This is a genomic window from Lysinibacillus sp. CD3-6, from assembly GCF_006351725.2.
Classification (GTDB): Bacteria; Bacillota; Bacilli; order Bacillales_A; family Planococcaceae; genus Lysinibacillus.
In genome coordinates, this window is record NZ_CP085880.1 from 3,437,091 (window position 1) to 3,451,820 (window position 14,730).

The following is a 14,730-nucleotide window of genomic DNA, read 5'->3' on the forward strand; positions in this document are numbered from 1 at the left end:
GAAACCCAATAAATGATTAATCATTTATTGGGTTTCTATTTTCATATATTTTTAAATGCCCAAACCTAATGAGAATAAAATTACGGCTAATATAACGCCTAATGCTGGTACTACAACTGTTAAGGCACCAAATGCTGGATAAGCATCTTTATGTGTTTCTCCACAGATAGAACGAATAGTCGTGACAACATATCCTCCTTGTGGAAGCGAGTCAAGTGACCCCGAAGAAATGGCAACTGTTCTGTGTAACGCCTCAGGATTGACTCCTAAATCTAAATAATGTGGTGCTAATAAAGGTAATGCGATGGCTTGTCCACCAGATGACGAACCCGTTAGTCCCGCAATAACTGCTACCGCTAAAGCACCACCTACTAATGGGCTTCCTGGAATATCCGTCATAACCTTCACAGCAGATTCAAAGGCAGGTGTTGCTTTTACGACACCCCCAAAACCAACAACTGCAGCTGTATTTGCAATCGCAACAATAGCACCCATTGCCCCTTCTCCTACTGCTGCACCAAAATTTTGAAAGAACTTTCTGTTGATTAGGTAACTTGCTAATATACCGCCCGTTAACGCAATAATCAATGCTGACGTTCCTAAAGAATTATGGAAGGTGAAAGAAATAATTAATACAACGAGAAGCGGAACAATACTTAAAATCGGATTTGGTAAATCTGTTCGAGTTGTTTTCAATACATCCGTCTCTCTACTAACAAATCGTTCTCCATTCGCCATAGCTTTGTTGATCATCTTTTTTAGCCACCAATAACCAAATGCCAACATAAATACAGCGACAATAAAGCTCACTTCCCATCCTGCATATGGTGAAGTGCCTAAAAACTGAATTGGAATCCAATTTTGTATCTCAGGCGAACCTGCAGATGTCATCGTAAACGTTGTTGAGCCAAACCCAAGTGCCGCTGGAATAAAGCGTCTTGGTAAATCTGCCTGTTTAAATAGGCTAAGCGCCATTGGATACACAGAAAATGCTACAACAAACAAGCTCACACCACCATAAGTTAAAACCGCACAGGCAACTACAATCGCTAATGCAGCTTGTTTCATGCCAATTTTATTGACAATCCATTGCGAAACACTGTCCGCCGCTCCACTATCTTCCATTACTTTACCAAATATAGCCCCTGTTAAAAACATTAAATACCAAGATGCAATAAAGCCTGTGAAACCAGACATATAATTAGTTAAAAAGTTTGCAGCATCATTTTCTGCGAGCTGCGGGAAAAGCGGAAGCCCATTTAATAGCCCTACAAGCAATGCTGTAATAGGTGCAGCAATGAGTAAATTCATACCTCTCATTGTTAAATATATTAATAGTGCCAATCCGCCAAATAACCCAATCATCCCTAACATATTGTTCCCCCCGAATCCCCTTTTTGCACTTTATTAATCTTCACTTACTTGCCGTCATACTTAGCATGTATCATTCTATTTTCCGTATCTTCTTACACGTAGAAGAGCCTGCTCTGCATGACCAGCGAAATTTTCTAACTGACAAAGACGTGCTGCATATTCCCCGATGTAGGCACTTGCCTCTGGTGTTACTTTTTGATAGGTAACCGTCTTAATGAATTTTCCTACCCATAATCCACCTGTATAACGAGCAGCACCTTTAGTTGGTAATGTATGATTTGTGCCAATTACTTTGTCTCCATAGGCAACATTTGTCTCAGGGCCTAAGAATAAGCATCCGTAGTTCGTCATATTTTCAAGGAAGTAATTTGGATCTTCGGTTAATATCTCTACATGCTCAAAAGCAAGGCGATCTGCTTCAACTCTAGCTTCCTCAATTGAATCTACTAAAAGGATTTGACCATAATCTTCCCAAGATACACGGGCAACATCAGCAGTTGGTAACGTTTGCAATTGACGTTCAATTTCTTTTACAGTTTCTTCTGCTAGTTTTTCAGATGTTGTAATTAGTGCACCAGGTGATGTAGGTCCATGTTCCCCTTGACCTAAAAGGTCCGTTGCAATCATTTCGGCATCTGCCGTATGGTCAGCAACTACTAATGTTTCTGTTGGTCCAGCAAACAAGTCAATGCCTACGCGACCATACAATTGTCTTTTTGCTTCAGCAACGAAAGCATTCCCTGGTCCAACAATCATATCTACAGATTCGATTGTTTCTGTCCCAATTGCCATTGCAGCCATTGCTTGAATACCACCTAAAAGGTAAATTTCATCCGCACCTGCTAAGGACATAGCAGCAATTGTGGCATGTGGAATTTCTCCGTTAATAGGTGGCGTACATGCGATTACTCGTTTTACGCCTGCCACTTTAGCCGTTAAAACACTCATATGTGCTGATGCAACCATTGGATAGCGACCACCAGGGATGTAACATCCAACACTGTTAACAGGAATATTTTTGTGACCTAAAATAACGCCTGGAATATTTTCTACTTCTACATCATGTAGTGAAGCTAATTGTGCCTCTGCAAATTCACGAATATTTTTTTGAGCAAATTGAATATCCGCAATTACGTCACTTGGTACTTTGGATACGATTTCATTTATTTGTTTGTCAGTTAAACGAAACGCTGTCGGAGACCATTTATCAAATTTTTCAGATAGTTCACGAACTGCCTGATCTCCTCGTTTTTCTATATCCTTAATTGCTTCGGAAACAATTTGAGATACCTGCGAGTCATTTATGCTTACTTCTTCTTTTGATTTTCCAGATTTCAATACTTTAACCATTGTTTTTACCCCTTTTTGTTTAATATTTCATTTTTGCATACGTATGCAGAAATTATATAAGTAAGATTATTCGAAAAATAATAGCTTGTCAACAAGTATTTATTTTCGTTATTTTTATTAAATATTTACCATATCACATATAAAAATAATAAAAGCATCACACTATCTCTTATAAGATACACATACATATTGCTGTATGTATCCTCATTTTGAAATAGCATGATGCCTAGAAATAAGTCTTTACGACCTTTATACACTATGTTGTTTTTCGTAAAATAAGCGCTCCATCAATTTCGAGATTTTTAGCTTCACCTGAATATTCCTCTAGTTCATTAAGTAAATATTTCACAGTCTCTTCTACCATTTCTGTAATTGGTTGCTCCCATGTTGTTAGATTGTATGTAGGCCAAGCTGCCATTTCAATATTATCAAAACCAATTACTTTCGTTTCATTCGGAATATCAATATTATTGTCCTTTAATGCATCCACTACCCCTAACGCCATAATATCATTGGCCACAAAGAACGCATCGGGCAATTGTTTTTCTGCTATAATTTTCTGTGTGATATTATATCCACCCTCATATGTGTAATCAGAGCTGTATTTCTGATAGTCCACTTCTTCCCCTTGCAACACAGCACTAAATCCCTTTTCCCGTTCTCTACTAGTCGATGTATTTTCATTCCCTGAAATATAAATCATCTTTGTGCAGCCCATACTCAATAGATATTCTGCAATCTTTTTACTTGCCTCAAAGTTGTTACAACATACAGAATAAAATTGATTATTATCTATTTTTCGATTAAACAGAACTAACGGTATTTGATACTTGATGAAATCTTCTGTAACCGATAAAGAAAGTGATGCATCGGTAATAACTACACCTGCAACATTATAATTAAATAATATTTCGATATCATCTTTTTGTATTTCATCATTGTTCGTATAGATGAATAGTACGCTGTATCCATGTTTTTTTAGAGAAGTTGTAAATAGCTTTAATACTTGAGGGTAAAATGGATTTTGAACGCCTTTCATTACTAAACCAATTATTTTTGATTGATTTGTAATTAAACTACGTGCAAATTCATTCGGTCTATAACCAAGCTCCTGTGCCGCTGCTAAAACCTTTTCTCTAGTTTTCGCAGATACTGACGCACCTTCAAAATAAACTCTTGATACTGAAGATTGTGAAACACCAGCCAATTTTGCTACATCCTTGGCAGTAACTCCTTGTTTCATGTTGTACATAACCTCTTTCGATCTATATTTCATCTCAACAAATTAATTGCATGAGCTTTCACTGTGTCCTCGATAAAACCTATTCTCATAATCAAACTACCTTAGAACTTGGGTGAAAAGCAAGTACTAGATAGACTATTTGTATTGAATGTCATTCCTAACTTGTATAGTCGATATGAGCCCACAAAAAAAGACCATCTATTAACTAGAGGTCCTACCTATACGTAACCGAAAAACGTGTTTATTGCTTAATGTATATACTTATATTAAAACTAGAAACTACGTTAGATGTCAAGAATATTCCAAGGAAAGCGTTGTTGCCATAAATAAAAAAGGAAGCGATAGTGAGCTTCCTTTTTGTTAGTTATCCGAAATGCAATTCATGGCTAAAAATTTAATCTACTTTCTTTTTATCGAAAAGTAACCATAACAATGTAACAACTGCTGCAAGCATCACCATTAAGAATCCGTAAATTGGCGTATAGGCTAATGATTGATGACGGATAATAAAGCCACCAATATACGATCCTAGGAATATACCAATGTTGAAAGCAGAAATATTCAATGCGGACGCCATTGAAATAGCGGATGGTACATATTTTTCAGACAGGATAACCGCATATAGCTGCAAACCAGGGACATTCATGAACATAAAAAGTCCCATTAGCAGTACCATGATTAATCCGATAATAGGTGATTCTAGAGTAAAGTTAATGCCAAGTAACGCCAAGGCAAGCCCAATAAAAATAATAAAAATTGAACGAAGCGGATTTTGATTAGCAAAATGACCGCCTAGTGTATTACCAATCGCTACACAAATACCATAGACAACTAAAATAACAACAACAGCATGTGGTGAATAGCCCATATATTGCTCTAAAATAGGTGAAATATAAGTATAAGCAACAAAGGCACCACCGTAACCAATTGCGGTAATGAACAGTATTAATAACATGCGGATATTGCCTAATACTTTGCCAATATCACGTAATGAGATTGGGTTACCTTTCGATAATTGGCTAGGCACTAACATCGCATTATTAATTAAGCCGATAATGCCAATTACGACAATAAAGATGAATGACATACGCCAATCCATTACTTGTCCAATAAAAGTACCAAGCGGGACACCTGTTACAGTAGCTAATGTTAAACCTGTAAACATAAAGGCAATGGCACTTGCTCGTTTATTTGGTTCAACTACATCGGCAGCAATAACAGAAGCAATCGACATAAATACACCATGTGCTAATGCTGATATAATGCGCCCTAATATTAGGATAGAGAAAACAGGGGCGAAAGCTGCAGTTAAATTACCAACTATAAATATAGCCATAACAAGTAATAAAACGGTTTTTCGACTGAGGCGTGATGTTAGGGCTGTTAATAATGGGGCCCCAATCGTCACACCTAATGCATAAATAGAAACGGTTAAACCTGCTGTGCTTAACGATATACCAAAATCTTCTTTTATTAATGGTAGCAATCCAACACTGATAAATTCAGTAGAACCTATACCAAAAGCACTGATTGCAAGTGCTAGCAATGTTAATTTAGCACTTGTTTTTTTTGATTGTGACATTTAAATACTATCTCCTTTGATTTTTCTTTTCATGTGTAGTACTATTCATACATACCTAAACAAACCATAGAGTACTTTTAGTTACTTTTGAATATTACGGAGGTTACAATGCAAAAACTATATAATATTGGTGTTGAAGCGACACTTGAAGTAATCGGCGGAAAATGGAAACCGGTCATTCTTTGTCATTTAAACCACCATGGTAAAATTCGAACAAATGAGTTTCGACGATTGATTCCAAAAATTTCACAAAAAATGCTGACAAGTCAATTAAGAGAATTAGAGCAGGCTGGACTCATCGATCGCAAAGTCTTTAATCAAGTACCACCCAAAGTTGAATATTCATTAACGCCTTATGGAGAAGGCATGGAACCTATTTTAAACATGCTTTGCACGTGGGGCGAACATCATATTGAAGTATTACAAGAAAAAGGTGAAGATATCATTTTGAAACAACGTGATGAAGATATCGCTATGCAACAAACCTCATAATGAGGGAAGAAAGAGACTGTCATACACTAGACAGTCTCTTTTCCTTTTTAATGCTTATAGCGCAAAGTCGAATTCATCTGGGTTAGGACCAACACGTTGTTCAAGATTCATCGAGTTGATGATCGCCATTTCTTCATCTGTTAATGTAAAGTCAAAAACATCAGCATTTTGCATCATGCGTTCTCTACGCACAGATTTTGGAATCGTGATGACTCCATTTTGTACATCCCAGCGCAAAATAATTTGAGGGATTGATTTTCCGTATTTAGTAGCAATTTGTGCAATCGTTTCATCTTCAAGCAGACCGCCTTGCATTAAAGGTGCCCACGCTTCTAATTGAATTTGGTGCTTGTCGCAAAACGCACGAAGCTCCACTTGTTGTAAGCGTGGGTGAAACTCCACTTGGTTGATAACAGGTTTAATACGCGCAAACGTTAATAATTTTTCTAAGTGTGCAACAGTGAAGTTACATACGCCGATTGCTTTAATCTTGCCTTGGTCATATAGGTCTTCAAGTGCTCTCCAAGATTCCGCATACTTATCTTTACCTGGCCAATGAATAAGGTAAAGATCTAAATAATCTAACCCTAATTTTTGTAGGCTGTCTTCATAAGCAGCAATTGTTTCGTCATAGCTTAATCCGTCATTCCATACTTTTGATGTAATAAACAGGTCTTCACGATTTAAACCAGTAGATGCTAATGCTAGTTTAATACCTTGCCCTACTCCCGCTTCATTGCCATAAATAGCAGCTGTATCAATACTGCGATAGCCAACCTCGATAGCGTTTTTCACCATCTCTGCCGTCGCATCATTTTCTACTTGGAAAACACCTAAACCCATTCCAGGCATTTGTAAGCCGTTATTTAATGTGATTGTATCTTGTAAATGATTAATCATTTTTATTCCTCCAATGTGCTTTTCTTGATTGCTTTCTCATTATGTAGTCTTGAAGGAGTAAAAAAAAGTACGCACAATTTTGTTTCATAGTAACGTTGAGGTAACATTTGTGAATTGGCAATGATAAGCGGGATAAAGTTTTTTATCATCAATTTCTTTCGTTTTTATCATTACAGAAAAACAAGGAAGATAGGTAGAAGATTGAAACTGGATATACAATGAACTTTTCCACTCAATATTTAAAAAAATTTATGCTCGATGAAAAATATTGGCATCCTCAGTTGTATTAATAGTGAAAGGAGGTGGTGGCGTGCATCATTCTCTAGAAGTACATGAAGCATTGCGAAGAGCACTGGACTTATATTCGCACAGTCTGATTAAAGTAGCGTTCGCCTATTTAAAAAATGTAGCGGACGCTGAAGAGGTTACACAGGAGGTATTTTTAACTTATTTGCAGAATGCCCCTGTATTCAACAGCGATGAACACGAAAAAGCTTGGCTCATACGCACAACTATTAACAAAAGCAAAAACATGCTAAAAACGGGATGGTTCCGCAGTAGAAACCCAATTCCTGAGGATTTAAGCTACCTCCCCAAGGAAGAGAACGAGTTATTACAGGCAGTATTAGCTTTGGATAAAAAATATCGGATTCCTATTCATCTGCACTATTATGAGGGTTATTCTATTCAGGAAATTGCAGAAATCTTACAGGCCAAACCAGCAACAGTGGGTACTTGGCTTGCGCGTGGACGCCTTCTTTTAAAAGAAAAGATTGGAGGCCTTGACAATGAGGAAGTCTGTCTATAAATCTGCGATGGAGCAGGTCAAGATTAACGATAAATTCAAAGAAGAAACTTATAAAAAAATCATGCAATCAACACCCATTAAGGAGGAAGTGAAAATGAAAAAAAGCATGAAATTATCCTTAAAAAATTTCGGTTTAATAGTCACAGTTTGTACAGTACTAACGGGGACATACACGATGACACAGCATTTAAAAAGCGACACGCAAAGTACAGTAATAGAAATAGATAAACCGCAAACTACAGCTAAAGCAGTGGTGAATATTGAAGGGACGATTACGGAAGTCACTGCAAACGGCAAAACCTTTAAGATCGGTGATTTATGGGTAACGATAACGGACAAAACCCAGCTGGGAATTAAAGGTCCAACTGCAGCAAAACCATCCGAAGAACTGTTACAGAAAGAATTTAAAGTAGGAAACTTCATTTCAGGTTACACCTCTCAAGATGTTACGACTGGTAAAGTGACTGCCGACGTAATCTACAACAATATGGCTCCTGCAACAGATAACTAAATAAGTTATCTGTTTTTTATATTTACTTCCCACTCCATTCATTGAAATGACCTTATAGAGGTAATAAAAAGTCACTCCAAATTAGAAGTGACTTTTCCATTAGATTAATCAAACGTTACAACATTTTGCACTACCGTTACTTTATAAACCTCATTAGTACTAACTAATATCGTTTTAAAATTTTCAGTTTCAGTAAATGAATGCCAGCGCTTCTCATTGAACCCATTCAAAATTTCTTCTACAAATGTATCTTGTCCAATATTATTTTTAATTTTATATTCTTCTTCACGACTTTCATTGAAGTATAACTTCACTGTATATTCGTAATCCATTAACCAACACCCCCCATCTAGTTATAGCATGGGACAATTGGCATTGAAGTAATCAACCAAAATACTTTTAGCTCTACTACAATTTCATCGTGAACAGTTACAGATCTTTTATATAGTAAGAATCCCTTTACTCTGTAGTTCATACTTTCTGATTAGTACTCACCATGAAATCTATTTATTTACTATTCAACACTTCAATGTGTTAAAATTTGTAATATGTAGGATTTTAAACAAGAAATTCAATGCTAGAATTATTTATTATATAAATATCGGAGGGTATAAATAAATGGGGTTCTTTAATAGGTTTTTTAAAAAAATTGAAGATGTGAATAAAGGAGAAGTCGCTGCTTCTGAACTTGAATCGGAGTTTTATTTAGAGGACACACCATTAGATGAAGCCAATAACTTTTGGGTGGACATCGCGCAAAATCTAATCGTCAATGCCGTTAAGGCGACTGACAACACAGTAGAACGTGCCTTTATTTTAATCGATATGGGCGAACAGCCTTCTTTCAATATTTTTTACCAAATTGATGGGCGTCTCAAGATGTGGAATGAGCTTGAAGATCCTAATATGACAGAAAAAATACAAAATGAATTACTCCCTCAAGCTTCTAATGTCGCTGTCGCAGTAAATGACAAATTCACTCAAGTGAACCATCCTGGCATATCATTTGCTGAACTGCAATTCGAATGGGCAACAGGAGCATGGTTTTCCCATATTATTTGGGCTGATGATGACAATAGTAATTTAGGAAAAGAAGACATTTTACGTAAATGGTTCACTATTATAAGTGAAGAAATAAAAACGATATCACTAGATAGTGATTCTAAACTTTCATGGTATCCTTAATGTCTCCGTAAAGTAAACCTATGTGCTTGTTGCAATCTAAATACAACTGGAAGTTTTAATATGAAAAAGAAGGTAATCTTTGCAATTGGTTTAACAGGCGTTCTTGCATTCACAATTGGTTTTGTTGCAAACTTGCAAAACACACAAGTATCAATAGAAGAAAAAACTATTGTTGCTTCAAAACAAACAAACAAACATGACTACGGTTATAACAAAAGAAGAACAATATATGGTTGAAAAAACATTCGTTAAAGAAGGTTTTGTGCCACAAGAAAATGGAACAGGCTTCTTCTTTATAAAAGAAAAATAATCACAGCGTTACTTTTTAGGACTTGTATGGATATTTTTTTATCATTTATACAAGTCCTTTTAATATGCTTCCTCAATAGCTCCTACACCTACGTGATGTACGAACTTCTATAATTTGTGATTATTTGAATGAACAAATTATCATTTCAGTTTCATCGTAACAAAGGAAAATTCTAGAATCCTTCATTTATAGATGTTACTATTTTAAGGTAGAGACCACCAGAAACATATGTAGTTATTAAGTAAATATTCATTTGGAGGTAGACATGGAGCAAAGACTTACTGATCAATTGAACGAGTGGCATGAAATGGACGAACATCAGCGAATTATCGATTCGCTTTTAGCAATACCCGAAGAAAAGCGAGACTATGAAGCAATTAGTATTATGGCAAGAGCCTATAACAATTCAGGGCTTTATGAAGAAGCGCTCTATCAATTCGATAAGATTGCTGAGGCTGGCAAACAGGATTCTCTCTGGCATTATCGGGTTGGCTTTGCTCTTTATCATTTACAGCGATATGAGGAAGCAGTTCAAGCTTTTAGCATTTCTAATCAACTAGAACCTGGTGATCAAAGTACAGAATACTTTTTGAGACAAAGTACGCATAAAGCGACGAAGCAGCAAAAAGAAGAACTTCGGCTTGCTAAAAAGAAAGCTTCGTTAGCGCATGGTGGGTTCGTAGAAAAAAAGATTCCTTTTTCAGACATGTCTTTACCCGATTTCTGGGAAGACAGCGAGTATGCAAGAACATCCTATCAATGTGAGCCCCCGACGGATGAACTAATTGAATCTATAGAAAAGGAACTTGGCTATAAGCTCCCTTCCTCGTATATTTATCTCATGAAGCAGCAAAATGGCGGAGTACCGATGCACACTTGCTTTCCAACAGAGGAGCCTACTTCCTGGGCTGAAGATCATATTGCCATTACGGGTATCATGGGTATTGGGCGTGAGAAAAGCTATTCCCTATGCGGAGATTTGGGCAGTCCGTTTATGATTGAGGAATGGGGATATCCAGACATTGGAGTCGTAATCTGTGATTGTCCATCAGCGGGTCATGATGTCGTTATGTTAGACTATCGAGCATGTGGTAGGGATGGTGAACCTGAAGTTATTCATGTCGATCAAGAAGATGATTATGAGATTACCTTCCTTGCCGACAATTTCGAAGCGTTTATCAAAGGCTTAGTGAGCGAAGAACAATACGATACTTTTGAAGAGGACAAAGAGGAAGCCCTCGATAAAGTAGCGCACGGCAAATTTTCACCACTGCTGGAGGAGCTGTGCTCTCGGGTAACCGAAGTAGAACAAGTTGAACAGAAAATCCGCAACATTTGCACACGGATTGTCGAAGAAAAAGGCTATTTTAGTTTTCATGCAGATGAATTATCCTATGACATGTACGATGTGCAGTTTTGGTTATATACCAAGTCGTATACAGATACTAATTACGATCAATATGTATCCGTTTATCAGAACATCATTGCATTTGGCGGAGAATTCGGGCAAGGCGGATATGCTCCTGCCTTTATTACCGATTGGCTTGATCGCCGCTTGAAGGAAGGTCGTATTGTAAAGAATCACGGGATCATTCGCTTTAACGATTCCTATACAAATGAAGTAATTAATAAGTTAAAAGACGCCTAAGCAAAGAGCTCGCTGTTAAAGCGGGCTCTTCTTTTTCTCATTGGGCTCTTCTTGTGGCGGTTCCTGAAATGCAACAAAGCGTGAACATTAATCAGCTTTGCTGATATACTGTTGCTGTCATTCTGTCTTTTGGACATATAAACATATAAAAAATACCTTCTGCATATTCATCGATATCAGCATAATCAATCTGCCCTATAAACATCATTCTTCGGGTACAGCAAGGACAAATCGGATACTCCGAATCTTGTACCCAGCTTGGATGTCCACCCATCTGCGAATCTAATTGTGACATTGTCCAAACAGCAGCATAATACGGCGATTGTGGATTTTGTGCAAGCATTAAATTATGAGGGGTTTCCGTACTGCTATTAACGTCATCAACATCAGGAAGATAATCGGGTTCCTGATTATAGCGGCTCCAAACAGGCACGCCACGATTATCCAGCTCCATGTATATTGTGCTAAAGCCCCCACATAAGTCACAGGTTATGACCTGTAATGTTTCCATCTGGAGTTTGAGATATTGCAAAGCTGGATGAGAGGTAGCTACGTCCATCAACTTCGTTAGCTTCCTGTTGCACCATGGACATGTTAAATGACTTGTCTCCAGGAAACGCGCATGATGTTCTACATTTAATTCATTATATGGTTCATCTGCTTGCCTAATTGCATAACATAGTTGGTTAATTAGGTTACGTCGCTCTCCGTCAGGGGTAAGCTCCCACCCGCCATCAAGAGCGTAAGTTTCAGGAGTTACAAATAACTGCTCCACCCATTTTGGTGGCTGCATTCGCCATTTTCGAAACTGCTCGATAACTACCGTATCACCAATCCAGCCGAGTATAAGGAGGAGATGATTTCGGCTATCCTCATCCCATTCCACCCGCTCTAGAAGCTGATTTCGAATGTCTTGTGTTGCATCTTTAAAAAGAATTGGATTATCAAACAAGCCTTGCTGTATAAGATCTAACAAAGCATCTGAAATATTCACATCCCGATAGCACACTAGCGCTAATAAAATATCCTCTGCTTCACTTTCATTGTGAACAGCGAGTAATTCCATTGCATATGTCAGCATACAGTCCGCTTCTTGGTCTGATAAAGATATGTATATCTGCTCCTTGCTTAATGGATAAGGTACATACTGGATAAGCGGATCATGCTTTCTCGGTGCATGCATCACCTTGAGAATATCAACATAATCTGTTAATCCTTCATAGAGATTGACCGTTTTGCGGTGCTGCTTAATATATGCTTGTTGTTTTTTTCGTTCCTGCTCTTGATAGCAAGGCATGCAGATTCCGCCTGTCTTGGCTGCGGTGCTCGGCAAAATTGTTGCATTGCAACCTTCCGTCTTACATGATATTCGTTCTGTCATATTAGATTCCTTCCTTTATTTGTCAACAGCTGACATTGCCTCCCACTGGGCTTCATGATGTTAATATACTTGTATCTAATAGATAGCCGTAAATATAATAGGTATCGTTCTCAAGTCGGTATGGAATGGATAATGCCTTTAATATATTGACAAAATCATCTGTGATATCAATCAATTCTGGTGAAACGAGTTTACCTCGATGTTTCAAATATCTTGGCCTTACTCTAATCCACTCGACACTGTAAAACGGTTCAATGCCCTCTTCCCAATCTCCCCAATACCACACATCCGTTTCAAATTCTTCTGGGTGTAGTATTCCTTCTAACAAATACTTGCATTGGTATGGTGGCGGAAATAATAACGTATTTATAACGGCATCTTGCAGTTCTCGCCACTTTGTATTATTCATAATCGAAACTAAATTTCTGTCTGCAATGGCCTCCATTACTTTCATTTTGTTTTGATTTGCTATCATATTGAAACCTCAGTTCGATAAGTTATTGTATGGATCGCATAGGACAAGCTTGGAAATCGCTTTGCAAAGTCTGCAAGCATCGCCGTTAAAGGGGCATAAACTTTTTCAAGTGAACATTCACAACATGCAGTGAAATGAGAGAAGCTGCCAAACTCCACAGTTTCACGGCTGAATGTAGCATATCAAGGTGTCGAGCCCTTTCGCTCATGGTATAGCCCTAACGCATCACAAGCTCCATTTAACACATTCTCTTATAACCGATCGACAGAAATATTGGAAAGTTGATGATCCTCTACATAATCTCCGACGCATACCGCCTAAAAAAAAGACAATCCGATGTTTAAAGAGTCAGTCGCGCTAATATTCTCAGTATTATAAATCGCGATTCCTGTAATCAAGCCAGTCACCTCATATTTTTCATGAGTAACAGTCTCTTATTGGGTGTTATTGTTCGCCCAGAGTTTCTAATACTAACGTTAGAATATTCCTCCCCTCATTCTTAAGATCACCGTTCAAATACGCTTTAATATATGGGATGGCTGGTGCTCCAAGCGCAGCAAGTTGTTCATAGGCTTCATAATCTGTTCGCCAGAAGCTTTTCATGCTGCCTTCCCCAAATTCTCCTCCTTCTATCACATTGACCCAATGTTTTACTTGTTGATCAAGGGAGAGTTGGTGTATAGCTTCGACAGCAAACTGAAATTCTTGATCTTTAATCTTTAAGTCAGGCATTGCTTTATACAATTGGTCTAAGGGTACACAGTTTCTGACGAGTTGGCTTAGTGTCAAATAATCACCACCAACTCCATCCGCTGCTGAAACGTAGGCAATGAAGTCCTCTGTTTGGTTTAATTGTTTTAAATCGTTGTGCAATCGTTGAATAACATCCATGGCGATTAAAAATAGCTCCGAATCTATAATCGTCTTTTCAAATATATAATTCTCCTTATTGCTTAAATACTCAGGCGTTTCTTGACTAATGCAGCTGTATGTTTCAAGATAGCTTTCTAGGCACGCAGGCATGTCTTCAAACATAAAGGGATAATCACCTTCACTAAATTTACTTGAACGATAGACCTGCTCTTTTGTTTGGTTATAAATTTCGTCACCCGTTCTCATATAATTTTCTTGATAACAGTCGTAACAATCTGCAACAGTTTGCTCTAAGGAAGCCCGATTATTTATGTACACAATGTAGCTACCGTTATAGCTATCGGTATAGATGGAGAAGGTATACACATCTTTATTTCTTCCTTCTTCTATATAGTTAGAGATAGCCGATTTGCAGAAGTCGTATAGCGCATTCTCAAGATCTTTTCTACTAACGAAAATCCCTTCATGTGGATTAAATGTCGTGATTTCCTGAATGGTTTGAGCTGTTGAGCATAGTAGAAACGTACCTTTGCCTTCCAATTCTCTTGTCCCGTTGATTAGCCTTCCAATTTGAACATCATTACTCATTGTGATATAC

Annotated in this window: 15 protein-coding genes; 6 read left to right on the forward strand and 9 right to left on the reverse strand. The window is 37.6% G+C overall.

Features of this window, described 5'->3' with window-relative positions; translation table 11 throughout:
* Positions 1-51: 51 nt before the first annotated feature.
* The 4 genes from FH508_RS17070 to FH508_RS17085 form a co-directional block, all read right to left on the reverse strand.
* Complete coding sequence (locus tag FH508_RS17070; protein WP_172772260.1) at positions 52-1,374, reverse strand: GntP family permease; 1,323 nt, start codon at positions 1,372-1,374, stop codon at positions 52-54.
* 75 nt (positions 1,375-1,449) lie between these two features.
* The gene (gene hisD / locus FH508_RS17075) at positions 1,450-2,724 is read right to left on the reverse strand and encodes a histidinol dehydrogenase (RefSeq protein WP_172772261.1); all 1,275 of its coding nucleotides are present in this window, start codon (positions 2,722-2,724) and stop codon (positions 1,450-1,452) included.
* A gap of 256 nt (positions 2,725-2,980) precedes the next feature.
* Positions 2,981-3,967, reverse strand: a complete 987-nt coding sequence (locus FH508_RS17080) for a LacI family DNA-binding transcriptional regulator (RefSeq protein WP_172772262.1) — start codon at positions 3,965-3,967, stop codon at positions 2,981-2,983.
* A 394-nt stretch (positions 3,968-4,361) separates the two neighbouring features.
* Entirely contained in the window at positions 4,362-5,549 is a 1,188-nt protein-coding gene (locus tag FH508_RS17085) for an MFS transporter (RefSeq protein WP_172772263.1), read from the reverse strand.
* Positions 5,550-5,657: 108 nt separating this feature from the next.
* On the opposite strand from FH508_RS17085, the gene FH508_RS17090 reads away from it, so the two are divergent.
* The gene (locus FH508_RS17090; protein ID WP_172772264.1) at positions 5,658-6,041 is read left to right on the forward strand and encodes a winged helix-turn-helix transcriptional regulator; all 384 of its coding nucleotides are present in this window, start codon (positions 5,658-5,660) and stop codon (positions 6,039-6,041) included.
* A 54-nt stretch (positions 6,042-6,095) separates the two neighbouring features.
* Here the strand turns inward: FH508_RS17090 and FH508_RS17095 are convergent, their stop codons facing one another.
* Positions 6,096-6,941, reverse strand: coding sequence for an aldo/keto reductase (locus FH508_RS17095; protein WP_172772265.1), 846 nt, complete (start codon positions 6,939-6,941; stop codon positions 6,096-6,098).
* Between the two features lie 310 nt (positions 6,942-7,251).
* Here FH508_RS17095 and FH508_RS17100 point away from each other — a divergent pair, with 310 nt between their 5' ends.
* Together FH508_RS17100 and FH508_RS17105 are read left to right on the forward strand one after the other, a co-directional pair.
* A complete protein-coding gene (locus FH508_RS17100; protein ID WP_172772266.1) occupies positions 7,252-7,749 on the forward strand; it encodes an RNA polymerase sigma factor in 498 nt (165 codons plus the stop codon).
* Positions 7,730-8,260, forward strand: coding sequence for a hypothetical protein (locus FH508_RS17105; protein WP_172772267.1), 531 nt, complete (start codon positions 7,730-7,732; stop codon positions 8,258-8,260). Before FH508_RS17100 ends, FH508_RS17105 begins: the two co-directional genes overlap by 20 nt.
* Before the next feature lie 104 nt (positions 8,261-8,364).
* Here FH508_RS17105 and FH508_RS17110 read toward each other — a convergent pair whose 3' ends face one another.
* Positions 8,365-8,592, reverse strand: coding sequence for a hypothetical protein (locus tag FH508_RS17110; protein ID WP_172772268.1), 228 nt, complete (start codon positions 8,590-8,592; stop codon positions 8,365-8,367).
* 286 nt (positions 8,593-8,878) lie between these two features.
* Between FH508_RS17110 and FH508_RS17115 the strand changes: the two genes are divergently transcribed.
* The 3 genes from FH508_RS17115 (at position 8,879) to FH508_RS17125 (ending at position 11,403) form a co-directional block, all read left to right on the forward strand.
* Positions 8,879-9,445: a hypothetical protein gene (locus tag FH508_RS17115; RefSeq protein ID WP_172772269.1), complete on the forward strand. Its 567-nt coding sequence runs from the start codon at positions 8,879-8,881 to the stop codon at positions 9,443-9,445.
* A gap of 60 nt (positions 9,446-9,505) precedes the next feature.
* Entirely contained in the window at positions 9,506-9,682 is a 177-nt protein-coding gene (locus tag FH508_RS17120) for a hypothetical protein (protein WP_228134128.1), read from the forward strand.
* A gap of 338 nt (positions 9,683-10,020) precedes the next feature.
* On the forward strand, positions 10,021-11,403 hold the full coding sequence (locus tag FH508_RS17125) for an SMI1/KNR4 family protein (protein WP_172772270.1): 1,383 nt from the start codon (positions 10,021-10,023) through the stop codon (positions 11,401-11,403).
* A gap of 91 nt (positions 11,404-11,494) precedes the next feature.
* Here FH508_RS17125 and FH508_RS17130 read toward each other — a convergent pair whose 3' ends face one another.
* From FH508_RS17130 to FH508_RS17140, 3 genes are all read right to left on the reverse strand, one after another.
* A complete protein-coding gene (locus FH508_RS17130; RefSeq protein ID WP_139860550.1) occupies positions 11,495-12,784 on the reverse strand; it encodes a DUF1963 domain-containing protein in 1,290 nt (429 codons plus the stop codon).
* A 52-nt stretch (positions 12,785-12,836) separates the two neighbouring features.
* Positions 12,837-13,259: a DUF6678 family protein gene (locus FH508_RS17135; protein ID WP_172772271.1), complete on the reverse strand. Its 423-nt coding sequence runs from the start codon at positions 13,257-13,259 to the stop codon at positions 12,837-12,839.
* Between the two features lie 444 nt (positions 13,260-13,703).
* Complete coding sequence (locus FH508_RS17140; RefSeq protein ID WP_172772272.1) at positions 13,704-14,720, reverse strand: hypothetical protein; 1,017 nt, start codon at positions 14,718-14,720, stop codon at positions 13,704-13,706.
* Between the last annotated feature and the right edge of the window lie 10 nt (positions 14,721-14,730).

Coding starts and splice junctions, on each gene's coding strand:
- FH508_RS17070 (WP_172772260.1), bottom strand. CDS start 1,374: ATGTTAGGGATGATTGGGTTATTTGGCGGATTGGCACTATTAATATAT.
- hisD (WP_172772261.1), bottom strand. CDS start 2,724: ATGGTTAAAGTATTGAAATCTGGAAAATCAAAAGAAGAAGTAAGCATA.
- FH508_RS17080 (WP_172772262.1), bottom strand. CDS start 3,967: ATGAAACAAGGAGTTACTGCCAAGGATGTAGCAAAATTGGCTGGTGTT.
- FH508_RS17085 (WP_172772263.1), bottom strand. CDS start 5,549: ATGTCACAATCAAAAAAAACAAGTGCTAAATTAACATTGCTAGCACTT.
- FH508_RS17090 (WP_172772264.1), top strand. CDS start 5,658: ATGCAAAAACTATATAATATTGGTGTTGAAGCGACACTTGAAGTAATC.
- FH508_RS17095 (WP_172772265.1), bottom strand. CDS start 6,941: ATGATTAATCATTTACAAGATACAATCACATTAAATAACGGCTTACAA.
- FH508_RS17105 (WP_172772267.1), top strand. CDS start 7,730: ATGAGGAAGTCTGTCTATAAATCTGCGATGGAGCAGGTCAAGATTAAC.
- FH508_RS17110 (WP_172772268.1), bottom strand. CDS start 8,592: ATGGATTACGAATATACAGTGAAGTTATACTTCAATGAAAGTCGTGAA.
- FH508_RS17115 (WP_172772269.1), top strand. CDS start 8,879: ATGGGGTTCTTTAATAGGTTTTTTAAAAAAATTGAAGATGTGAATAAA.
- FH508_RS17120 (WP_228134128.1), top strand. CDS start 9,506: ATGAAAAAGAAGGTAATCTTTGCAATTGGTTTAACAGGCGTTCTTGCA.
- FH508_RS17125 (WP_172772270.1), top strand. CDS start 10,021: ATGGAGCAAAGACTTACTGATCAATTGAACGAGTGGCATGAAATGGAC.
- FH508_RS17130 (WP_139860550.1), bottom strand. CDS start 12,784: ATGACAGAACGAATATCATGTAAGACGGAAGGTTGCAATGCAACAATT.
- FH508_RS17135 (WP_172772271.1), bottom strand. CDS start 13,259: ATGATAGCAAATCAAAACAAAATGAAAGTAATGGAGGCCATTGCAGAC.
- FH508_RS17140 (WP_172772272.1), bottom strand. CDS start 14,720: ATGAGTAATGATGTTCAAATTGGAAGGCTAATCAACGGGACAAGAGAA.